The following is a 15,605-nucleotide window of genomic DNA, read 5'->3' as shown; positions in this document are numbered from 1 at the left end:
AAAAACGTCCGTGCTTCTTAATGAGAAGCCGGACGTTTTTTGTGTAAGAGCTGATGTTCAATAAAGGAAAGAAGCTGCTGACTTGATTTCCCTTTTGAATATTGGTTCCATTCCTCAGCAAAGGTTTTCAATAAGTCTTGATTGGTTGATTCGTTTAGCCCCTTAAGCTCCGTTAAGAGCATATCTTGAGTGACGCAAGCCTTTCCTGGAATGATGTCTTCATAACGTTCGACTAAGCCGCGTTTTGTGCGATAAGTCTCTAGATCGTAAGTGAAGAACAGCACAGGCTTTTGGAGCAGCGCATATTCAAACACAATGGACGAATAATCTGTAATCAGGACATCGCATACAGAGAGCAATGGAAAGAGCGGCTGATCGGACACATCAAATATCCACTCACCATCTGTTTCTGCTTTGGCTAGGTGTTTCACTGCAGGATGAAGTTTGACGAGCAGGATATAGTCACCATTCAGCTCTCTCTGCAATTGTTCTTTAGAAAAAGGTAAGACAAGACCGTCCATTGCAAAGTCCCGGTAGGTCGGCGCATACAGCAGCACTTTTTTGCCTTTTGGAAAAATATCCGTCTGAAAGGAAATAGGGCGCTCATCATAGTACGCATCTGTGAAGGGGACACCTGTTGGCAAAAAACGATCGTCGTTGACGCCAAATGAAGTTTTGAAAATCTCGCGCATGTGATCTGAGCCAGTAACGATATAATCGAAAGACGCATAGACCCGCTTGAAACGCTGCAGATCACGAGAACTACGGTGATGATTTGAAGCGTCTTCAAGACCGAACTTTTTCAAAGCACCATTGGCGTGCCACACTTGAATACAAGTGGTAGAAGGTCTATTTCTTAGCACACTTGTCATCAGAAAATAATTATCTGTGACGACAACTTTGCTTTTTAGCATCGTATAGATACATTGAATGAGATGAAAGGGATTTTTTTCATGAAAATAGCGAAATGACACATGAGGCACGTCCTTTTCTATCACGGAAGCATGCTTCGTATAGAGGACAGTGAGCTTCATTGTCATATTCGCCTGTTGTTGATAAGTATCAATGAGAGCAGCTGCATTCTCTTGGAATGAAACAAGCAGCGTCACCTGATTATCACGAGGTTTCACGCCGCTCATGAGCCATCCAGCAAAAGAAACAAAAGCTGCATAGCATGAGATGATCATTGAGTGTATATTCATCATGTATCAGTCTCTCACAGCTGCTTCGTCTGATCTTTTACTTGCTCAGGATAGTAGCGCTTTTTCCCTTTGTTTTCTTTTAATACGGCAAAAGCGTACTTTGGGATATTCAGCATTCGTTTCCATCTCCACGGATTGACAATGAGTCTGTACAGCCATTCCGTATTTGTTTTAATCATCCAGCGTGGTGCACGCTTCACCGTTCCGCTAAATACATCAAAGCTTCCACCTAAACCGATGCAAACAGCTTGCGGGAACAAATGACGGTATTCATAAATAAAGTTCTCTTGGTTTGGATAACCTAAAGCAACAAACACCATATCTGCTTTTGAACGAGCAATTTGTTTTGCCACAAATCGTTTATCCGCTTGATAACCATCACAGCTGCCTGCAATCACCACATTCGGATATTCCGTATCAATTCGCTGTTTGACAGCCTCGAGCACTTCTTTTTTCGCCCCATATAAAAAGATACTTTTAGATTGCTTGTTTGCGAGATCAAGCATAGACATGAACACATCAAAACCTGCAATTCTTGATTTCAATGGACTTTGCGTCATGCGTGACATCAACACAACACCTACACCATCCGGCAGTACATAATCCGCGGAAGAAACCACTTGATGATATGCATCATCCTTCATGACAGCATAGCCGATCTCTGGATTCACTGTCGCAATCATGGCGCCTCTTCTCTGGGAAATATGATGCTGGTTGATATAGCTAATAAATTCATCTAAGTCACCATTAACATAAGAAAGGTTAGAGACCACTTCTGTTTGCATTGTTCAGACCTCCTTTTTCATTTTGTTATCTATGAAACGTTCATTGTAAATTCATTCTTCGCCTACTCATCATTTTATCACAGTTGCTCCATGAAATATTAACAATAACTTTACAATCCTTTAAATTTCGTGACATTTTGATAACTTCATATGGAAGGTGCTTCATAAAACATTGATTTTTCGGACTTTACGTTCCGTGCCCATTAAATTGGAAATAGTTTGTCTTTACATCTGCTTAACGTTTGTTAGGCGCTGTGATATAATGAGGTTCCGAAGAGCGAAAAACACGATCGAAGATAATAGGATTACGGATAAACATTACTGCTTGAAGCAGTCGAATAAGGAATGAAGAAAGGAGTTTATGTTTGCAATGAAGAAAGTTATTACTTACGGTACATTTGATTTATTACACTGGGGGCACATTAAGCTGCTAGAGCGTGCAAAGCAGCTTGGAGATTACTTAGTGGTAGCCATCTCGACAGATGAATTTAATTTACAAAAATCCAAAAAGGCTTATCATAGCTACGAGCATCGAAAGCTGATTTTAGAAACCATTCGTTATGTAGACGAAGTCATTCCAGAAAACAGCTGGGATCAAAAAGTCCGCGATGTACAAGAGCATGACATTGATGTCTTTGTCATGGGAGATGACTGGGAAGGTAAATTCGATTTCTTGAAAGAGCATTGCGAAGTCGTTTACTTGAAGAGAACAGAAGGTATCTCGACAACTCAAATTAAGGAAGAAATTGCGGGACTTTAATAGATCGAAAAAAAGTACTTCTTATCTTTTGGTGAGAAGTGCTTTTTCATGTAAAATACAATGAGCAAGTTATCATGATTTTTAAGGAGAGCTTCCTTTGTTTCAAAATTGGATGAAGAAAAAAGTTGAAGATACATTGGATCAACCTGAACAAAATGAAACGATGACATTAGTTGAAATTCCTGACATGGACTACTACTTTATTGTAGGTGACGTACCAAATGAGGAAGACGGCTTAACGAAGTCTTTAAAAGCAAGAATAGAGCCATTGGCTGAGAAACATAAACGTACTGCGATGTTAACTTTGAATTTCGATGTAAATGTGAAGGAACGTATTCGCCGCTTGGAGGAGACCTTTCATCCTCAAATTGACATCCTGAATGTATTTGAACATTACATTCTGCCAGAGAGCGGAAGTAAAAGGTATTATTCGGAGTTTATTGCGGGTGAAGTACCTCAATCCATCAATGAAGCAGTTATCCCGGCAGATACATCGACCATTCAGGTGACGAGATATGAACTGCCTTCTTCCCCAATCTGTATGATTGATCAATATAATGAAGAGCAGCAATTAGTGAAGAGAGAAGAATACAATTGGCAGGGAGCTTTACGCAGAGTTCAAAGCTTTGTTCCTCATACAGGTGCTCTCTATTTAGAAGAATTGATCAAGGACGATGGCAGCATTTTTATGGAGATCATCTATGCTGGTGATGCAAAAAAGAATCCAGTCCGTCACATTAATTGGTATAAAAAAACAGGAATTCAAACATTTACAAAGAAGACGGATATAAAACAACAATGGCTATCCAGCATTCAATTACAAAATGACCGGTTAAAACTGATGGTCACAGAGGACCGGGACCAGGACCGCCATTTGTTTAAAATAGATCAACCGGAATCAACTTATTATGCTGCTTTTGTGCATGAAGCCCATTATGAGGAAAATCCGCACCATATCAATTCTCAATATGGAGAATTATTCAAACAAATAAGAAAACAGCAAGTGGATGCCGTCTTCTTTGGCGATACTAAGCATAAAGAAGATGTTGAGAAGGTTTTAGGAGAACAAACTTATTTCTACCATGTGCCTTCTGATGAAATGTCAGCTTGGAAAACAGTACTTCATCAGATGCTGGAAAACCGTATACGTAAAGATGAGCTGAGAAAGATCGTGGATCGCACGAAATGGGTGCTGCATGATCTTAGCTCTGAACACCATGTTCTTCATCTTCAGCTTAAGATGACAGACGAAATGAGCCAAGCGGATCATGTGGAAATTGATTTTGCAGGATATGATCGAGTGAATGGAGCTAAAATCATTTCTCAAACAATTGATGAGAATGATCAAGTCAGTTTCCCAATTGGTCATTTTCAAACAAAGAAAAACATCGAAACCAACCAAACAAAATTTGTGGATTTTTACATCCGCTTTAAAACAGAAGAACTTCAAGAAGTTTTGCAACGTCTAGAAGTAGAGGGAGAGCTCCTTACCAATAAACCATCTTCAATTGATGGTTGGTCGTATCAAACGAAACAGGGGAACTATTCTTGGAAAGTAAAATAATGATACAAATAACGGTAAGATTTTTGAACAGAGGAGATTAACGATTAATGATTGAAGAGGGAATCCATAAGAAGAGTGTCGTTGAAGGTTTAAAAAATCATCATGAAAAATTGGAAATGCTCGTTCGCATCTACGATGACATGCCATTAGCAGATAGAGAGTTTTATCTGTTTATGAGGGAAAGGGTCTCAAAACAAGAACTATTCCTCCCGCTTGTTCATCAAGAAGAGAATCTATTCAAATTGGTACTGAGTGAAGCATCGCTTCCGCTTGCGTTAGAGCAAGGCCAGACATACAACTTATATGTCACCGACTATCTGAGCGCAAACAAAGAAGAGGACGAAGACGAGCTCGAAGACTCAGCCTATGATTCTGATTCGGAAGAAGAGGATGAAGACGCAAAAGAAGCGGATACCAGCGCGACTTCCGAAATAGAAGAAAAAACACCATATTATAAACGTCGTTTGAAAATGGAAATTGAAACGCCAGAGCTGACATTTTTAGAAAATAAAGAAGCGCTGTTGTATGTTATTCCATATCGTACAGACAAAGGCAATGCTTCATTGAAAATCAAACGGGAGCTCAAAGTTGTGAAATTCCATCATATCGAGCTCAACAAAGAATGCACGCTATCTTTATCTGGGTATGCAGGCGTTCTAAGTGCAGAGCATCCTTATCAGATCAAAGAAGTAAAGCTTCTATTGAAGAAAAATGGTGAGGAACCAGTTGAGCATCGTTTTCCTGTCAAGATGACACATAAAAAAGATGAAGTCATTCAATATCGTGACGACCATCAAACACCACAACTGTATCAATTTTCAGCAGAAGTTCCTTTAGAGGAGTTAACTTATTCCTTAAACAAACGGTTTGTCTATCGCTTCTATTTTGAGTTTATTTGCGATGTTAACGGAGTGGAAGAAACGTTAACAACAACTTCTTTAGTGCTTGGAGATCGTTCAAACAAACTCAAAGGACTTGTTCAAATTCATAAAAGAAACGATGTACCGATTCGATATGAAGTGTACAGAAAGAAAAAAAGACAAACTTTAGGCATCCGAATTAATGATTACACCATGAAGACACGTGCTAAGTACTACGTAAAAAGCAAGTGGAAGAAATTCAAGAAGCAAGTGGGTAAGATTAAAAAAGTTCGCAATCGCCTTGTGACAAGTACTTTCCAAACGACCTTTACACTGGCGAGTAAACTGTCTGTCAAAAAGAAAACCGTTATTTTTGAGAGCTTTAATGGGAAACAATTCAGCTGTAACCCGCGTGCTATTTATGAATATATGAAAGAAAATCACCCTGAATATACGCTGATCTGGAGTGTTAAAAAAGGTCATGAAGCACCATTTAAAGAAAAAGGCATCTACTATATCAATCGTCTGTCATTGAAATGGATTTTTGCAATGGCAAGAGCTGAGTATTGGGTCGTAAACAGTCGTTTGCCGCTATGGGTTCCAAAACCAGAACACACCCAATACTTACAAACATGGCACGGCACGCCATTAAAACGACTGGCGATGGACATGGACGAAGTGCATATGCCTGGAACAAACACGAAGAAGTACAAAAAGAATTTCACGAAAGAAGCATCGAATTGGGATTATCTGATTTCTCCTAATGCATACTCGACCGAAATTTTTACCCGTGCGTTCCAATTCCAAAAGACCATGATTGAGTCAGGATATCCGAGAAATGATTTCCTTCACAATCAAAACAATGAAGAAACAATGAGAGCGCTCAAACAAAAAATGAACTTGCCGCTTGATAAAAAATTGATTTTATATGCACCGACATGGAGAGACGATCAATTTTATAAAAAAGGGCAGTACAAATTTGATTTAGACCTTGATCTGCATGAGCTACGAGCATCTATCGGAGAAGAATATATCATCATCCTTCGTATGCACTATTTAGTAGCGGAAAACTTTGATCTCGGACCATATGAAGGCTTTGCCTATGACTTCTCTCATTACGAAGACATTCGAGACCTTTATATGATTTCCGACCTACTCATTACAGATTACTCTTCCGTGTTCTTTGATTATGCAAACCTTAAACGTCCGATGCTGTTCTATGTACCAGACATCGAAACATATCGTGACAAGCTCAGAGGATTCTACTTCGACTTTGAACAAGAAGCACCAGGACCACTTGTAAAAGAAACATCACGCGTGATTGAATGGGTAAGAGAAACAGAACAGCCGACATTTACATTACCACCTTCATTTACGCCGTTTTATGAAAAATTCTGCTACCTAGAGAGCGGAGAGTCATCGAAGCGTGTGGTGGAAGTAGTGTTTTCTGAAAAATAGTAAAAAAAGTACCGTTCCTCTCATGTAGAACGGTACTTTTTTGTTTTTTTTATTCCATTGTACACATATTTAAAAGTAATGGTAAAAATAAAAAAACATAGAAATTTAACAGTAAACATGCTAAATTTAGATAAGATTATCCGGTATTGTAAATATGCTGAAAATAATATAGAGGTGCTTCAATGTACAAACTTTATCATAATTTTATAGAAATTCTAAATTTAGATGAAAATAAGCTAGTAATATATATTGACGAAATAGAGAAGTTGTCAACTTTTGAATTTAAAGAGTTAAATGTAAACGATTCAAAGTGGATTTGTAAAATTGATGTAAAGGATCAAATGATTTTTGAATCCACAATAGATCATTCTAATGAAATGATTTATCTCTATGCTAAGGATCAAAATTTGTATATCTTGAAAGAAAGCTCTGACATGATTCAGCCAAAACAAATACATTCAATTGAAATTAACAATCAATTTGAAAAAATCTATGTTAAACAATTAGGATTAGACCGCTATGGCTTGTACAGTGGAGAAAAGGAACTGTTGTTATTCTCAGGGCTGCTAAATGTAGATGAGATCAATCAAAATTACAAAATGGATTTAGCCATTGATGGAGAAGAAAAAAGATTTGTGGACATCTCCTTTATCATATATGGTCTTTTCCACTTTGTTATTACGTACGATTGTCAAAATAAAGAACTAAATGTTAGAAAAATCTTGTTTGATGTGATGCAGGAACATAAAGAGATTGAAGTGACTGTAAATAACCGTAATCAAATCAAAATTCTAAATAAGGTAACTGAGCAAAAGAAAATCGTCAACTTTAGACTCGTTCCTACATATCAGCCGCTTAAGATTTTCGGTAAAGATACATTAGAGCAATTCAAAGAAGATAACATTCTTAATATTCTAGTGATAAATAAACAAAGATATTACATATATGTAAGAACAAATGGTGTTTATTTAGTAAGAGGAAATCCATATCTTGTCACAAAACACACTTCTAGATTACGTATTTTTAGTTTGTTTAATAGCTTCTATGTTTATGGAAGACTGACTCATTACGCATATAATTCAGACCAGAAGTATGAATATCTTTATATTAGAAACTCTGAGCACCAATTGGCGAAATTTACAAGACCATTTAGAAAGATCAAGTTTCTGAAAAGATATGGCTTCTTTAAAATTTCGTTAAATGATCTTGATTTAGATAGCAGAATCCACAATAACTTGTTCGTAGGAAATGATCACCGGATTATCCATAGTTTAAGATTGAAAAAAAGAGATAAAAAGGTTAAGACATATATCACGAAAAAGAATGGGGACAAGCTACAAGTACTAAGAACAAATCTTTTTGGAAATGTCACGTCAACTATTATTCCTTATTCTGAGGAATATTCTTTATTTAGTAAGGTCAAAATAAAAGTAGCGAGCATTTTATCATCGTTTTATAAAGACAAAAAATATGGTGTCAATTTGTTTTTTGAGAAAAAGAGTGACAAAGCAGATGAATCAGCTATTAGGGTTTATGACTATGTTCAAGAGAATTGTCAAACAGACTCAAAGAATTACTTTATTCTCAATAAGAAATCCAGTGCATATCCAGCATTGAAGGCGAAATATGGAAAAGGAATCATTCCGAAATATAGTCTGAGACACTATTTAAGTATTTTTAATGCCAGTTATTTTATTTCAAGTGAGCTATCTAACCATGTTCTGAATGATAGACTATATATTGATCATCTTAGAGAGAGAATCATGAGTGTTCCGCTCGTATTTTTACAGCATGGCATTATGTTTGCTAAGCCAGTTGATAATCCAATGGCTTTTGGATTCCATAAAGACAAGAACCAATACAATATTTATAAATCAGTCATCAGCTCTGAATTAGAAGCCGGTGAGTTTTATAAAATGAACTATGACCGTGATGATTTAATTTTGACCGGGCTTGCGACCTTTGACCATGCAAAGTTAGTAAAGGGTGCAGATAAGATTGCCTTCATGCCAACTTACCGATATTGGGAAGAGGGGCTTATTTATACGAATAGAATTGAGGAAACCTCTTATTATAGAGTTCTAATTAAAATCATTAAAAGCTTTGAAGAAGCAGGCTTGCTTGATCGTCTTTTACTTGTACCGCATAATAAATTTTCACAATATGTGTATCAGAATTTACCGCAGTATAAACATATTATTTCTGATAACCCTTCAGAAGCGCTAAAAGTGTCGAAAGTGTTTATTACAGATTATTCTTCTGCTATTTATGATGCGCAATATAGAGGAGCCTACCCGATCTTTTATTGGGAAGAGAAAGATTACTTAATTAGACAGTACAAGGCCATTCCGCCTGTGAACGAAGAGAATGCACCAGGTCCAATTGCATATAACACTCAAGACCTGATTCGTATTGTCAAACATGCAATCGATCATCAGTATGTGGTAGAAGATGAGTATAAAGAAAAATATTTGAAGATCAATAGCTTTAACGATAATCAAAATACAAAAAGAATTACTGATTTCTTAAAAGAGCATCAAATCATCTAACATCTGAGGGGCCCCCTGAATCTACGATCGCAAGGATTCAGGGGGATTTTTAGTTTCTTGAATAAATGATACGACTTTTGTTATAAGATGAAATGTGAATCGTTATCTGTTACAATTATGAGCGGTGCTTTTTAAAAAAGTGATCCCAAAAACTTATATCTAAGGAAGATTAGAATGAACGCAATGTTGACGATACTGAAGGAGCAAATCAGCTCATTTTCGCTGATTATGCGACTTGCTGTTTATGAAACAAAATCAAAATATCAGATGAATTATTTAGGTGTTTTATGGCAGTTTTTAAATCCATTGATTCAAATGCTGGCTTACTGGTTTGTTTTTGGTTTAGGCATTCGTGGAGGACAGCCGATTGTCATTGGAGGCATGGAGGTTCCATTTATCATCTGGATGCTTGCTGGATTAATACCTTGGTTCTTCATTAGTCCGACGATCCTTGATGGATCAAACAGTGTGTTTAAACGCATTAATATGGTGTCAAAAATGAATTTTCCGATTAGTGCGCTGCCGTCTGTGGTCATCATGTCCAACTTGTTCAGCTATTTTGTCATGATGGGTGTCTATCTGATTGTGCTGATTTCTTATGGCATATATCCTGACGCGCATTGGCTACAATATATTTACTACCTTATTTGTATGATCGCGTTTATGTTTTCGTTTAGTTTATTTAATTCAACAATTAGTGTACTCGTAAGGGACTATCAATTTCTTTTACAATCAGTGACACGTTTACTTTTCTTTTTGCTGCCGATTTTTTGGAATATCTCAGAGAAGCTCACTGGAGACAAAGCATGGATAGGAGATATTTTAAGATTAAATCCTCTTTTCTACATTATTGATGGTTTCAGAAATAGCTTGTTAAAGGGAGAATGGTTCTTCCATGATGTGAAATATACGCTTTATTTCTGGCTGATTACGCTTCTTTTTTTAACAGTCGGTTCATTGCTTCATATGAAATTTAGGGATAAATTTGTCGATTTTCTTTAAAAAGTAAGGAGATTATACGATGAAACTAAAGGTTTCGTTTCGAAACGTATCCAAGCAGTACGTCTTATATAAAAAGCAGTCTGACAAGATCAAAGGGCTGTTTTTTCCTAATAAAAATGAAAAAGGTTTCTTTGCCGTTCGTGATGTGTCGTTTGATGTCTATGAAGGAGAGACGATTGGTTTTGTAGGGATCAACGGTTCTGGGAAATCCACGATGTCGAACCTTCTAGCGAAAATCATTCCACCGACAAGTGGTGAGATTGATATGGACGGCCAGCCATCGTTAATTGCCATTGCGGCAGGGCTGAACAATCAGTTAAGCGGTAAAGACAACATTCGTTTAAAATGCTTAATGATGGGTCTGACAAATAAGGAAATTGACGATCTTTATGAAAAAATCGTAGAGTTTGCGGATATTGGAGACTTTATAGACCAGCCTGTAAAGAGCTATTCAAGCGGAATGAAATCCCGTCTTGGTTTTGCTATTTCAGCACATATAGATCCAGATATCCTCATTATTGATGAGGCACTGTCTGTAGGAGACCAAACCTTCTATCAAAAATGTGTGGATCGCATCACCGAATTCAAAGAACAAGGAAAGACGATCTTTTTTGTCAGTCACTCCATTAGTCAAATCCAAAAAATCTGTGATCGGGTTGCTTGGATGCATTATGGTGAACTTCGTATGTTTGATGATACGAAAAAGGTTGTGAAAGAGTATAAGGAGTTTGTTGATTGGTTTAACAAGCTTTCCAAGAAAGAAAAAAAGGAATACCAATTGAAGCACAAAGAAGGTCGAAAAGGCGTACAAAAGACAGAGAAGGTGTCTCGTTATCATGAGAACGAGAAACGACGTTCATTTTTTGGACCAGCGTTTCAAGTGACCATGATAGCTGTTTTAACCATCTTACTTGCCCTTTCAATGTTTTCGGATCGCCCGCTTCGTACACTTGCGACATTTGGTGCAATTCCTTCAGGTAAAACAGAGGCGCCCCAGTCAACGAACCATGAGACGAAAGGTGCCCCTGATGATATGAAAAAGATTGATCAACAGGCCATAGTTAAGGCAGATCCAATGACGGTTTATACAGACAGGGCCATGAAAGAAAAGGCAGACGTCACATTATCGTTTGGACAAGAAGTAAAGGCTGTGGCTAAAAATAAAAAAGCCATTCAAATCAAAACAGCATCAGAGACGTATTATGTGAAACCTGATGCGCTACAAAACGCAGATGAATTGAAACCATTATCCATCGGACCAGCACAGTTCAATTCCTACGTATCACCCGCATCTGCGGGTTCGTATGAGTACTTACTTTCTTTCCTTGGAAAAGAAGAGTCTGTGCTGAAGCAAAGAATGCAAACACTTAGCTCGGTCAAAAGTGAGCAAGGTGATACCGTTGAGCGGCTGACCACTGAGAAAACCGATTATGTGATTCAAAATGGCCAGGCAAATACGATGGTGTTCCGCGAGATCATGCCTATCTCTCCTTCAACACTTGGACTGACAGAACAGAATGTCTGGATGAATGAGAAACAAACGAAGTTCGCAGTAAAGGGCGAACATAACCTGTTTGTCATTGATAATGAACAGCATACGCTGACCGTTTCAGCGACCAAATAAAAAAGCTGCCGATGCCGGCAGCTTTTTTTAATTCACTTCTTCTTTTTCAAGAAGTTGTTTCATAAATGGAATGAGTTTTTTCTTGAGCTCTTCATCTTGAAGGGCAAACTCTAGCGTCGTTTCAATGAAACCTTGCTTCTCTCCGACATCATATCGTTTTCCTTCAAAATCATAGGCAAATACACGCTGGATGTCATTGAGCTTTTGAATGGCATCTGTCAGCTGAATTTCTCCGCCTGCACCAATTTCTTGTTGATCAAGGTACATAAAGATCTCCGGCGTGAAAATGTAGCGCCCTAAAATGGCTAAATTGGATGGTGCGGTTCCTTGCGGCGGCTTTTCAACAAAGTTTTTCACTTGGTAGCGGCGCCCTTCTTGGGTAAGAGGGTCAATGATCCCGTAGCGATGCGTATCGCTGTCCGCTACCTGCTGAACGCCGATCACGGACGAAAGGGTTTTTTCATATTCATCCATCAGCTGGCGAAGTCCAGGTGTTTCGGCTTGGACAATATCATCACCTAATAAAACAGCAAAGGGTTCATCACCGATAAAGTTGCGTGCGCACCAAACGGCATGTCCGAGTCCTTTAGGTTCCTTTTGGCGGATGTAATGAATATCAGCAATATTAGAGGACTTTCTCACTTTTTCTAAAAGTTCACTTTTTCCTTTTTCTTCAAGGTTGCGCTCAAGCTCTGGCGCAAAATCAAAATGATCCTCAATGGCTCTTTTTCCTTTTCCAGTGACAATAATAATGTCTTCAATTCCTGATTCAACAGCTTCTTCAATAATATATTGAATGGTTGGTTTATCAACGATTGGCAGCATTTCTTTAGGCATAGCCTTTGTGGCAGGGAGGAAACGTGTTCCGAGGCCTGCTGCTGGTATTATGGCTTTACGTACTTTTTTCAATGAACTTTGCACCTTCCTTACATAGATAACCGATTTAATAATCAATGTTAGTTCTTGGTCGTCTTTATAAAGTGTAACTTACAAATCATAGGAAAGACAAATGATTTCACTAAAAATGATTTTTAGATAGTTTACATTTTATATGTTAAATGTAAAGGAGGGTGAATGATAACGTTAATTCAATGTAAATTTCTTTTTTATATCATTAAATTTATCCTCCAAATTGTGTATAATTGAAAGTATTATACTAGGAAAGAGGCATAAACAAGTGAAAAAACTAAATGTAATGACTATTTTCGGTACTAGACCTGAAGCAATCAAAATGGCTCCACTTGTCCTTGAACTTAATAAACATCCACAAATAAATTCAATTGTCACTGTAACAGCTCAGCATAGAGAAATGCTAGATCAAGTTCTTGAGGCATTTTCTATTACGCCAGACCATGATCTAAACATCATGAAGCAGCGCCAGACATTATCTGAAATCACATCAAATGCATTGTTGAAACTAGATCAATTATTCCAAGAGGAAAAACCTGATATTGTCCTTGTTCATGGAGACACCACTACAACCTTTGCAGGAAGCTTGGCCGCATTCTACCACCAAATTTCTGTCGGCCACGTCGAAGCGGGTTTAAGAACTCACAATAAATACTCACCGTTCCCTGAGGAATTGAACCGCCAAATGACAGGCACTATTGCTGACATTCATTTTGCCCCTACGGCTGAGGCGAAGCAGAATCTTTTAGTAGAAAATAAAAAAGAAGAGACCATCTGTGTGACAGGGAATACGGCCATTGATGCCCTGCAAACAACAGTCACAGAACAATATCAACATCCAATTTTAGAGAAGATCGGTTCAGATAAAATGATCTTATTAACGGCTCATCGCAGAGAAAATCTTGGTCAGCCGATGAAGAACATGTTTAGAGCGATTCGCCGTGTTGTCGAAGAATTTGAAGGTGTTCAAGTCGTATACCCTGTCCATTTAAATCCTGCTGTTCGTGATGCGGCACAGACAGAATTCAGTGATCTTGATCGTGTGCACTTAATTGAGCCGCTTGAAGTAGTTGATTTCCATAACTTTGCTGCTGCCTCGCACTTTATTCTAACGGATTCTGGCGGTGTGCAAGAGGAGGCGCCTTCTCTAGGGAAGCCAGTACTAGTGCTGCGCGATACAACAGAACGCCCTGAAGGTGTGAAAGCTGGTACGCTGAAGCTCGCAGGTACAGATGAAGAGACCATTTACAACATGGCAAAACAGCTTCTAGTCGATCAGAAAGAGTACGACAACATGTCAAAGGCGTCTAATCCATATGGTGATGGACAAGCGTCAAAACGAATTGTCGAAGAGCTTCTCCATCGTTATGGTTTAAGTGATGAAAAACCAGCCCCATTCCAATCATAAAAAAAGAAGACTACATTCCTGTAGTCTTCTTTTTTACTGCTCCAAACTATCCTTCAATTCCTTCTTCACTTTCGCTAAACTGTTGTCATCAAGCTGATAGTAATAAATATTATTGATTCGTGCGCCTGTACCTTTCAGCTCGTGCTGTTTCACATTTTGTCTTGCATCACGATAATCATTCATCATCGTCCACATGTCGTCAAAGGACATATTCGTTTTCATGTTGTTTTCAACGACTTTAAACATATCGCCGAATTTCGTAATAGATGAAATGTTAGCGCCTTTTGCAATGATGCCTTCAATGACTTGACGCTGTCTTTGCTGACGGCCGAAATCACCTTTAGGATCTTGCTTTCTCATTCTTGTATAGGCAAGGGCTTGATCGCCGTTCAGGTTAATTTCTCCTGTACCAAATGAATGGCCATCATAGCTGAAAGCAAACGTGCTGTTCACCGTAATGCCGCCAAGTGTATCGACAATGTCTTTGAAACTTTCCATATTCACTTTCACAAAGTAATCCACAGGTACATCAAGCAGTTCCTCTACTGTATCTGCAGCCATTTGTGTACCACCGAAAGCATAAGAGTGGTTGATTTTATCCATTGTGCCTTTTCCGACAATTTTTGTATACGTATCACGGGGGATACTCACCATTTCAGTTGTTTTCGTTTTCGGATTCACTGTCATGTATATTAATGTATCTGCACGGCCTCGGTCATTCTTTCTTTCATCGACACCCATGACTAAAATGGAGATCGGGTCTTTTTTACTTAAATCGACATCTTTGTCACGCTTATCTGACTTCTTTAAGTTCTCTTGAATGCCTGCGACAGTGGATGCGGCTGTATTCCAAAGATGATACGCGTATCCGCCAGTGGCTAATACGAATAAGCCAATAATCGATAAAACAATCCAAAGAACCTTCTTTTTCTTTCTTTTTCTCTCAGCTCTCATAATGTCCCTCACCTTTTCTATCATTCTTCCATGATTATAGGTTTACGAATCTTGATAAACAAGTTATTTTTTTACTCTGAACCTAGATATAGACGTTGTAACAAAAAAAAGGTTTCAAAAAACCTTAAATTTACCTTAAAATATTAAGTTATAAGACGATACAAAGACATGAGGTGAAAAAAATGAAGAAAATCGTCGTTTTACCGTTCTTAATACTACTACTAGGTATCGTGCTCACAGCATGTGGAACGGCTGAGCAATCCTCAGGAGAAAACAAGACAAGCAGTTCAACTCCTCAGGTGCTGGAAGAAAAAGCTGAATTTATTGGAATGGCTGATGCACATACAGTCGAAGTGAAAAAAGTGAATACGACTTTAAGCTATGAATTTACGGATAATTTTAAAGATGTATTAAATGAATTTAAACCAGGTGACAAAGTAGAAATCTCTTACTTTATCAATGACAAAGGTCAAAAAGAAATTCAAAAGATTGAAAAACAGAAGTAAAAAAAGATGGGCGGGATGAACAAA

At 38.0% G+C, this 15,605-nt stretch carries 12 protein-coding genes; 8 read left to right on the top strand and 4 right to left on the bottom strand.

The window, feature by feature from the left end:
• Positions 1-17: 17 nt before the first annotated feature.
• Both N521_RS02935 and N521_RS02930 read right to left on the bottom strand, forming a co-directional pair.
• Positions 18-1,205: a CDP-glycerol glycerophosphotransferase family protein gene (locus tag N521_RS02935; RefSeq protein ID WP_081832168.1), complete on the bottom strand. Its 1,188-nt coding sequence runs from the start codon at positions 1,203-1,205 to the stop codon at positions 18-20.
• 11 nt (positions 1,206-1,216) lie between these two features.
• Complete coding sequence (locus N521_RS02930) at positions 1,217-1,987, bottom strand: WecB/TagA/CpsF family glycosyltransferase (protein ID WP_024719265.1); 771 nt, start codon at positions 1,985-1,987, stop codon at positions 1,217-1,219.
• A gap of 370 nt (positions 1,988-2,357) precedes the next feature.
• Here N521_RS02930 and tagD point away from each other — a divergent pair, with 370 nt between their 5' ends.
• The 6 genes from tagD to tagH all read left to right on the top strand — a co-directional run bounded on the left by tagD (position 2,358) and on the right by tagH (position 11,804).
• A complete protein-coding gene (gene tagD / locus N521_RS02925; RefSeq protein WP_008343212.1) occupies positions 2,358-2,747 on the top strand; it encodes a glycerol-3-phosphate cytidylyltransferase in 390 nt (129 codons plus the stop codon).
• A gap of 97 nt (positions 2,748-2,844) precedes the next feature.
• The gene (locus N521_RS02920; RefSeq protein WP_035389701.1) at positions 2,845-4,311 is read left to right on the top strand and encodes an alpha-glucosyltransferase N-terminal domain-containing protein; all 1,467 of its coding nucleotides are present in this window, start codon (positions 2,845-2,847) and stop codon (positions 4,309-4,311) included.
• A gap of 47 nt (positions 4,312-4,358) precedes the next feature.
• A complete protein-coding gene (locus tag N521_RS02915) occupies positions 4,359-6,629 on the top strand; it encodes a CDP-glycerol glycerophosphotransferase family protein (protein ID WP_017359982.1) in 2,271 nt (756 codons plus the stop codon).
• Positions 6,630-6,811: 182 nt separating this feature from the next.
• Positions 6,812-9,178 (top strand): CDP-glycerol glycerophosphotransferase family protein, encoded by a 2,367-nt coding sequence (locus N521_RS02910; protein WP_035389699.1) that lies wholly within the window; start codon positions 6,812-6,814, stop codon positions 9,176-9,178.
• 174 nt (positions 9,179-9,352) lie between these two features.
• Positions 9,353-10,180, top strand: coding sequence for an ABC transporter permease (locus N521_RS02905; protein WP_008343200.1), 828 nt, complete (start codon positions 9,353-9,355; stop codon positions 10,178-10,180).
• A 19-nt stretch (positions 10,181-10,199) separates the two neighbouring features.
• Positions 10,200-11,804 carry a teichoic acids export ABC transporter ATP-binding subunit TagH gene (gene tagH / locus N521_RS02900; RefSeq protein ID WP_019743384.1) on the top strand — a complete coding sequence of 535 codons (1,605 nt, stop codon included), beginning with the start codon at positions 10,200-10,202 and terminating at the stop codon, positions 11,802-11,804.
• 27 nt (positions 11,805-11,831) lie between these two features.
• On the opposite strand, the gene galU is transcribed toward tagH, so the two are convergent.
• The gene (gene galU, locus N521_RS02895; protein ID WP_008343198.1) at positions 11,832-12,713 is read right to left on the bottom strand and encodes a UTP--glucose-1-phosphate uridylyltransferase GalU; all 882 of its coding nucleotides are present in this window, start codon (positions 12,711-12,713) and stop codon (positions 11,832-11,834) included.
• A gap of 268 nt (positions 12,714-12,981) precedes the next feature.
• On the opposite strand from galU, the gene wecB reads away from it, so the two are divergent.
• Positions 12,982-14,121, top strand: coding sequence for a non-hydrolyzing UDP-N-acetylglucosamine 2-epimerase (gene wecB / locus N521_RS02890; protein ID WP_035389695.1), 1,140 nt, complete (start codon positions 12,982-12,984; stop codon positions 14,119-14,121).
• Between the two features lie 33 nt (positions 14,122-14,154).
• On the opposite strand, the gene tagU is transcribed toward wecB, so the two are convergent.
• A complete protein-coding gene (gene tagU, locus N521_RS02885) occupies positions 14,155-15,075 on the bottom strand; it encodes a polyisoprenyl-teichoic acid--peptidoglycan teichoic acid transferase TagU (RefSeq protein WP_035389693.1) in 921 nt (306 codons plus the stop codon).
• A 182-nt stretch (positions 15,076-15,257) separates the two neighbouring features.
• Here tagU and N521_RS02880 point away from each other — a divergent pair, with 182 nt between their 5' ends.
• Positions 15,258-15,581: a hypothetical protein gene (locus N521_RS02880; protein WP_035389691.1), complete on the top strand. Its 324-nt coding sequence runs from the start codon at positions 15,258-15,260 to the stop codon at positions 15,579-15,581.
• Positions 15,582-15,605 lie beyond the last annotated feature (24 nt).

It is taken from the genome of Bacillus sp. UNC125MFCrub1.1, assembly GCF_000701305.1.
GTDB classification, from domain to species: domain Bacteria; phylum Bacillota; class Bacilli; order Bacillales; family Bacillaceae; genus Bacillus; species Bacillus altitudinis.
Note: the sequence above shows the minus strand (reverse complement) of the source record. Positions and strands in the feature narration are given on the sequence as shown.

What these genes read in the sequence shown, in the direction of transcription:
- tagH (WP_019743384.1), top strand. Translation starts at nt 10,200, where the DNA reads ATGAAACTAAAGGTTTCGTTTCGAAACGTATCCAAGCAGTACGTCTTA.
- tagD (WP_008343212.1), top strand. Translation starts at nt 2,358, where the DNA reads ATGAAGAAAGTTATTACTTACGGTACATTTGATTTATTACACTGGGGG.
- N521_RS02935 (WP_081832168.1), bottom strand. Translation starts at nt 1,205, where the DNA reads ATGATGAATATACACTCAATGATCATCTCATGCTATGCAGCTTTTGTT.
- N521_RS02915 (WP_017359982.1), top strand. Translation starts at nt 4,359, where the DNA reads ATGATTGAAGAGGGAATCCATAAGAAGAGTGTCGTTGAAGGTTTAAAA.
- N521_RS02905 (WP_008343200.1), top strand. Translation starts at nt 9,353, where the DNA reads ATGAACGCAATGTTGACGATACTGAAGGAGCAAATCAGCTCATTTTCG.
- N521_RS02930 (WP_024719265.1), bottom strand. Translation starts at nt 1,987, where the DNA reads ATGCAAACAGAAGTGGTCTCTAACCTTTCTTATGTTAATGGTGACTTA.
- N521_RS02910 (WP_035389699.1), top strand. Translation starts at nt 6,812, where the DNA reads ATGTACAAACTTTATCATAATTTTATAGAAATTCTAAATTTAGATGAA.
- N521_RS02880 (WP_035389691.1), top strand. Translation starts at nt 15,258, where the DNA reads ATGAAGAAAATCGTCGTTTTACCGTTCTTAATACTACTACTAGGTATC.
- tagU (WP_035389693.1), bottom strand. Translation starts at nt 15,075, where the DNA reads ATGAGAGCTGAGAGAAAAAGAAAGAAAAAGAAGGTTCTTTGGATTGTT.